5 protein-coding genes are annotated in these 5,740 nt (G+C 63.2%); 3 read left to right on the top strand and 2 right to left on the bottom strand.

What is annotated here, in order from left to right:
- Positions 1-172 precede the first annotated feature (172 nt).
- Both hrcA and grpE read left to right on the top strand, forming a co-directional pair.
- A complete protein-coding gene (gene hrcA / locus ACQKJZ_RS17660; RefSeq protein WP_427732820.1) occupies positions 173-1,213 on the top strand; it encodes a heat-inducible transcriptional repressor HrcA in 1,041 nt (346 codons plus the stop codon).
- A gap of 12 nt (positions 1,214-1,225) precedes the next feature.
- Positions 1,226-1,771 carry a nucleotide exchange factor GrpE gene (gene grpE, locus ACQKJZ_RS17655; RefSeq protein WP_427732822.1) on the top strand — a complete coding sequence of 182 codons (546 nt, stop codon included), beginning with the start codon at positions 1,226-1,228 and terminating at the stop codon, positions 1,769-1,771.
- A gap of 164 nt (positions 1,772-1,935) precedes the next feature.
- On the opposite strand, the gene ACQKJZ_RS17650 is transcribed toward grpE, so the two are convergent.
- Both ACQKJZ_RS17650 and ACQKJZ_RS17645 read right to left on the bottom strand, forming a co-directional pair.
- Positions 1,936-3,051 carry a flagellin gene (locus ACQKJZ_RS17650; protein ID WP_427732818.1) on the bottom strand — a complete coding sequence of 372 codons (1,116 nt, stop codon included), beginning with the start codon at positions 3,049-3,051 and terminating at the stop codon, positions 1,936-1,938.
- A gap of 141 nt (positions 3,052-3,192) precedes the next feature.
- Positions 3,193-3,630 (bottom strand): copper chaperone PCu(A)C, encoded by a 438-nt coding sequence (locus ACQKJZ_RS17645; RefSeq protein WP_427732816.1) that lies wholly within the window; start codon positions 3,628-3,630, stop codon positions 3,193-3,195.
- Between the two features lie 179 nt (positions 3,631-3,809).
- Here ACQKJZ_RS17645 and dnaK point away from each other — a divergent pair, with 179 nt between their 5' ends.
- Positions 3,810-5,708, top strand: a complete 1,899-nt coding sequence (gene dnaK, locus ACQKJZ_RS17640; protein ID WP_427732814.1) for a molecular chaperone DnaK — start codon at positions 3,810-3,812, stop codon at positions 5,706-5,708.
- Positions 5,709-5,740 lie beyond the last annotated feature (32 nt).

Below are 5,740 nucleotides of genomic sequence, written 5' to 3'. Positions count from 1 at the left end.
GCGCGAAATTTCTCACGCGGAGACGCGGAGACGCGGAGATTGTTCGGCTCTTCCTCCGCGTCTCCGCGTGAACCATCCTTCTTTTTGCGCGCAAAGGCGCAGAGGGCGCAGAGAAGAAGATGGTCTCCCGATCGCGGTTGAGCGGCGTGCGTCCAATGCCTACATTTGCCCTATGGTCACACTTCCGATCACCGAGCTGACCGACCGGGCGCGCGATATTTTTCGTGTGGTGGTCGACAGCTATCTGACCAGCGGACAGCCGGTCGGATCGAAGACCATCGCGCTGTCGGGAATCAATCTGTCGCCCGCCTCGATCCGCAACGTTTTGCAGGAACTGGAGGAGCGTGGGCTGCTGGCGGCGCCGCATACCAGCGCGGGGCGGATGCCGACCGATATGGGGTTGCGGCTGTTCGTCGACGGCATGATGCACGCGATGGAGCCGAGCATCGAGGAGCGCGCCGCGATTGAGGCGCGGGCTGCGCGTTCCGGTCCCGTCGAGGAGGCGCTGGCGGCGACGACGGCGGTGCTGTCGGGTTTGTCGGCCTGCGCGGGCCTGGTCATGGTGCCCAAGCGCGAGATGAAGCTGCGCTCGATCGGCTTCGTGCCGATCTCGCCGACGCAAGCGCTGGCCGTCCTGGTGGCCGAGGACGGTGCGGTCGAGAATCGGGTGCTCGAACTGCCCGTCGGCATGACGCCGTCAGCGCTGGTCGAGGCGGGCAATTACCTGTCCGCGACGCTGGCCGGGCTCACGCTCGGCCAGGCGCGTGAGCGGCTGGAGCGCGAACTGGCGGCGGGCCGCGCGGCACTGGACGGAGCGGGCCGCGCGCTGGTGGAGCAGGGACTGGCGGTGTGGAGCGAGGATGGCGAGCGGCGGCCGATCCTGATCGTGCGCGGGCAGGGGCGGCTGATCGATGCCGCCGCCGCCGCCGATCTGGAGCGGGTCCGCGACCTGCTCGACGATCTGGAGGGCAAGCAGGAGATTGCCAGCCTGCTCGATTCGGCGCGCGCGGGGGATTCGACCCGCATCTTCATCGGTGCGGAGAACAAGCTTTTCGCGCTTTCGGGATCTTCGGTCATTGCGCGTCCGTTTCGGAATTTGGACGGACATGTAGTGGGTGTGGTCGGGGTAATCGGGCCGACGCGGTTGAACTATGCACGCGTCGTGCCCATGGTGGATTTCACGGCGGCAACGCTCGCCCGCATGATGGGCTGAACAGGGATTATGATGAGCGAGAATACGATCAACGAGACCCAGAACGACCTGCGTGAGGAAACGGCCGAGGCCGCGCCCGAAGTGGCGGTGCAGGACCGCGTCACGGAGCTGGAGAACCAGCTGGCCGAGGCGAAGCAACAATATCTCTACGCCCAGGCCGAGAACCAGAATGTCCGCCGTCGTGCGGAAAAGGAAGCGGCCGACGCGCGCAACTATGCCGCGACCGCCTTCGCGCGCGACGTCCTGTCGGTCGCCGACAATCTCCAGCGCGCGCTGCAGGCGATTCCTGCCGATCTGCGCACCGACGACAAGTGGAAGGGGCTGGTGACCGGCCTCGACGCGACGGGCCGCGAGATGGACAGCGTGCTGGGCCGTCACGGCATCACCAAGATCGAGGCGATGGGCCAGCCGCTTGACCCCAACAAGCACCAGGCGATGATTGAAATGCCCTCCGATCAGGAACCGGGCACGATCGTGCAGGAGATGCAGTCGGGCTATATGATCAAGGACCGCCTGCTGCGCCCCGCGTTGGTGGCGGTGGCCAAGAAGCCGGAGTGATCCGGTCGGAATGGTGAGACGGAAGGGCGGGCCGAAATGTCCGCCCTTTTTCATGGGGTCCTGCCCCCCGTCATTGCGAGCGCAGCGAAGCAATCCAATGTTAAATCACGACGCCCTGGATTGCTTCGCTGCGCTCGCAATGACGAGGGCGTATATCGTCGGGTTTACTGACCGAGCAGCTTGAGCACGTCCTTCTGGCTCTGATTGGCCTGTGCCAACATCGCGGTGGAGGCCTGGGCCAGGATCTGGGCACGGGCGAGCTTGACGGATTCGTCGGAATAATCGGTGCCCGCGATCCGCGAGCGCGCTTCCGACAGGTTGGTTGTCCCGCTGGTCAGCGTGTTGACGGCGGATTGCAACCGGCTAGCCGTAGCACCAAGTTTACCCTGTGCGCTGTTCACCTTTACAAGTAGCTCATCTACGCGCTTGAGCGTGTTTTCAGCCCGATAAGGATTGGCCACGCTCATTTCTTCCGTCATGCCAATCATCCGTTCGCTCCACCAGCCTTCTTTGCCATCAACGGAAGTGCTATGATATGATGATGATTCTCCAGACGAGTAACCGGAAGCGTACCATTGATCTCCAATATTCTGAGTAACGATATTTCCAACATCTTTAAGTGTAATGCTTCGGCCTGCCACTCTGCCTTTTGCAACGTAGTCATCGAACGTTATCAGGTGGGTCTGGCTCGACACTGACATCGATGTTAGTGTCAAAGATCCAGAATTTCGTCTATTGTAATAGGTCGGTATGGGCGGAATATCTACGCTGATATTGTCGCCCTGGCCGGATGGGCCTGCTTGTATGGCGATGGAGGTGCCTGTCTTTGGCGGGAGATCATTCGGGCCGTATCGATAGAGATCCGTATCGAACAGGGATACTCCGTTGAAGGATGCCTTGGTCAGAGTTTCCGAAATTTGCATCGTGATGGCATTGGCTTCAAGATCGAGCGCCGCGCGATCGTTTGCACTATACGTCCCCGACCCCGCCTGCACCGCAAGTTCGCGAACCCGTTGCAGCATGTTGGACACCTCGGTCAGCGAGCCATCGGCGGTCTGGACCAGCGAGACGCCGTCCATCGCGTTGCGGATGCCCTGCGTCATGCCGCGAATCTGCGCGGTCATCGAACTGCTGATCGCCAGCCCGGCGGCGTCGTCCTTGGCCGAGTTGATCCGCTGGCCCGAGGATAGCCGCGCCATCGCCTGAGCCAGATCGGTATTGGCGCGCTGTGTTGCAGCCATCGCACGAAGCGCGGCGCCGTTGGTGTTGATGACCGTCATGGTAACTCCCATCCCGTGACGAACGCAGGGAAATCCCCACGCGCGAACGGGATGGTTGACGCGATTTAACCATGATGGGCTATCCGGGGTTTTCCCGGATAGGCGGCGATCAGCCTTTGAAAAATGGGCGGAATGGTCCGATCAGGATTGCGGGGCCGGATCGCCCGCCGCGATCACCCGCGCCCCCTGACGCAGGCGGGTGCCGTCCGAAAAGGTCAGCAGCAGCGACAGGATGCGCCCCGGCTTCACGCCCGGGTTCATGTCATAGAGCATGACATGCCGACCGCCCGGCGCGAAAGGCACGGTTGCGCCGGCGGGGATGGGGACGCGGTCGACCTTCTTCATCGCCATGCCGCCCTCATGCATTTCGCTGGTGATCGCCACGTCGCTGCTGACCGAGATCAGGTCGAGCGGCTTGGGGCCGCCATGGACGATGAAATAGGCGGCGGCCGGTCGGCCGGGGACGGCGGCCAGGCGTACCCAGCCTTCCTCGGCATATAAAGCGGGCTTCTCGGCGCATCCGCCGAGCGGCGCGCCCATGGCCAGTGCGCAAAGACCCAGAAAAACAGCGCGCCGCATGACATACCCTCTCAATTCGGCAAATCCCGAAGCCATCCTAGGTTCCATCCAATCTTGCGGCAACGGAACGCCCACCTATATCCGCCTCGTGAACGGGGTTTTCGGGTTGCCGCTTTCGGGACCGGGCGACCCCGGCATTTGACTTCCAGACTATGTTCTTGAGGGGCATTTAGAGACTTATGGCAAAAGTGATCGGCATCGACCTCGGCACCACCAACAGCTGCGTCGCTGTCATGGAGGGCGGCAAGCCCAAGGTGATCGAGAATGCGGAAGGCGCGCGGACCACGCCGTCGATCGTCGCCTTCGCCAAGGACGGCGAGCGCCTGATCGGCCAGCCGGCCAAGCGCCAGGCGGTAACGAACCCGGACAACACCATCTTCGCGGTGAAGCGCCTGATCGGCCGTCGCTTCGACGATCCCGTCACCAAGAAGGACACCGAGCTGGTCCCGTACACGATCGCGCGTGGGCCCAATGGCGACGCGTGGGTCAATGCGGGTGGTAAGGATTACAGCCCGTCGCAGATCTCGGCCTTCACGCTGCAGAAGATGAAGGAAACCGCTGAGAGCTATCTTGGCGAGACGGTGACCCAGGCGGTCATCACGGTTCCCGCCTACTTCAACGACGCGCAGCGTCAGGCGACCAAGGACGCCGGCCAGATCGCCGGTCTCGAAGTGCTGCGCATCATCAACGAGCCGACCGCGGCTGCTCTGGCCTATGGCCTGGAGAAGCAGGACGGCAAGACGATCGCGGTCTATGACCTTGGCGGCGGCACGTTCGACATCTCGATCCTCGAGATCGGCGACGGCGTGTTCGAGGTGAAGGCGACCAACGGTGACACCTTCCTGGGCGGCGAAGACTTCGACAACAAGATCGTCGACTTCCTGGCGTCGGGCTTCCAGAAGGACGAGGGCATCGACCTCACCAAGGACAAGCTGGCGCTCCAGCGTCTGAAGGAAGCGGCCGAAAAGGCGAAGATCGAGCTGTCCTCGGCCCAGTCGACCGAGGTCAACCTGCCCTTCATCACCGCCGACCAGAACGGCCCGAAGCATCTGGTCAAGACGATCACCCGCGCCGATCTGGAGCGTCTGGTCGAGGACCTGATTCAGCGCACGCTGGAGCCTTGCAAGAAGGCCCTAGCCGATGCGGGCATGAAGGCCGACGAGATCGCCGATGTGGTGCTGGTGGGCGGCATGACCCGCATGCCGCGCGTCCGTGAGGTCGTGAAGAACTTCTTCGGCAAGGACCCGCACACCGGCGTGAACCCCGACGAAGTCGTCGCCATGGGTGCGGCGATCCAGGCGGGCGTGCTGCAGGGCGACGTCAAGGACGTGCTGCTGCTCGACGTGACCCCGCTGTCGCTGGGTATCGAGACGCTGGGCGGCATCATGACCAAGATGATCGACCGCAACACGACGATCCCGACCAAGAAGAGCCAGGTCTATTCGACCGCCGATGACAACCAGAACGCGGTGACGATCCGGGTCTTCCAGGGCGAGCGCGAGATGGCGCAGGACAACAAGCTGTTGGGTCAGTTCGACCTGGTCGGCATTCCCCCTGCACCGCGCGGCGTGCCGCAGATCGAGGTCACGTTCGACATCGACGCCAACGGCATCGTCAACGTCTCGGCCAAGGACAAGGGCACCGGCAAGGAGCAGCAGATCCGCATCCAGGCTAGCGGTGGCCTGTCGGACAACGACATCGACCAGATGGTTCGCGACGCGGAGAAGTTCGCCGAAGAGGACAAGAAGCGTCGTGCCGAGGCCGAGGCCAAGAACAACGCCGAATCGCTGATCCACACCACCGAGCGTCAGCTGGCCGACAATCGCGACAAGGTCGACGCGTCGCTGAAGTCGGAGATCGAGGCGGCGATCGCCGAGGCCAAGACGGCGGTTGAGGGTGGCAACCCCGACACGATGAACGAGAAGGCGCAGGCGCTCGCCCAGGTCGCGATGAAGCTGGGCCAGGCCATCTACGAGAAGCAGCAGCAGGCCGAGGCTTCGCCTGCCGCTGATGCCGGTGCGGCCAAGCAGGACGATGTGGTCGACGCCGAATTCTCGGAAGTCGACGACACCAAGTAAGGCTGTCGGCCCGGGGGAGGATCGGGGGGGGA

Origin of the sequence: Sphingomonas sp. NPDC019816 (assembly GCF_050274375.1) — a bacterium.
GTDB lineage: Bacteria > Pseudomonadota > Alphaproteobacteria > Sphingomonadales > Sphingomonadaceae > Sphingomonas.
This window is presented reverse-complemented; position numbering and strand designations above follow the sequence as displayed.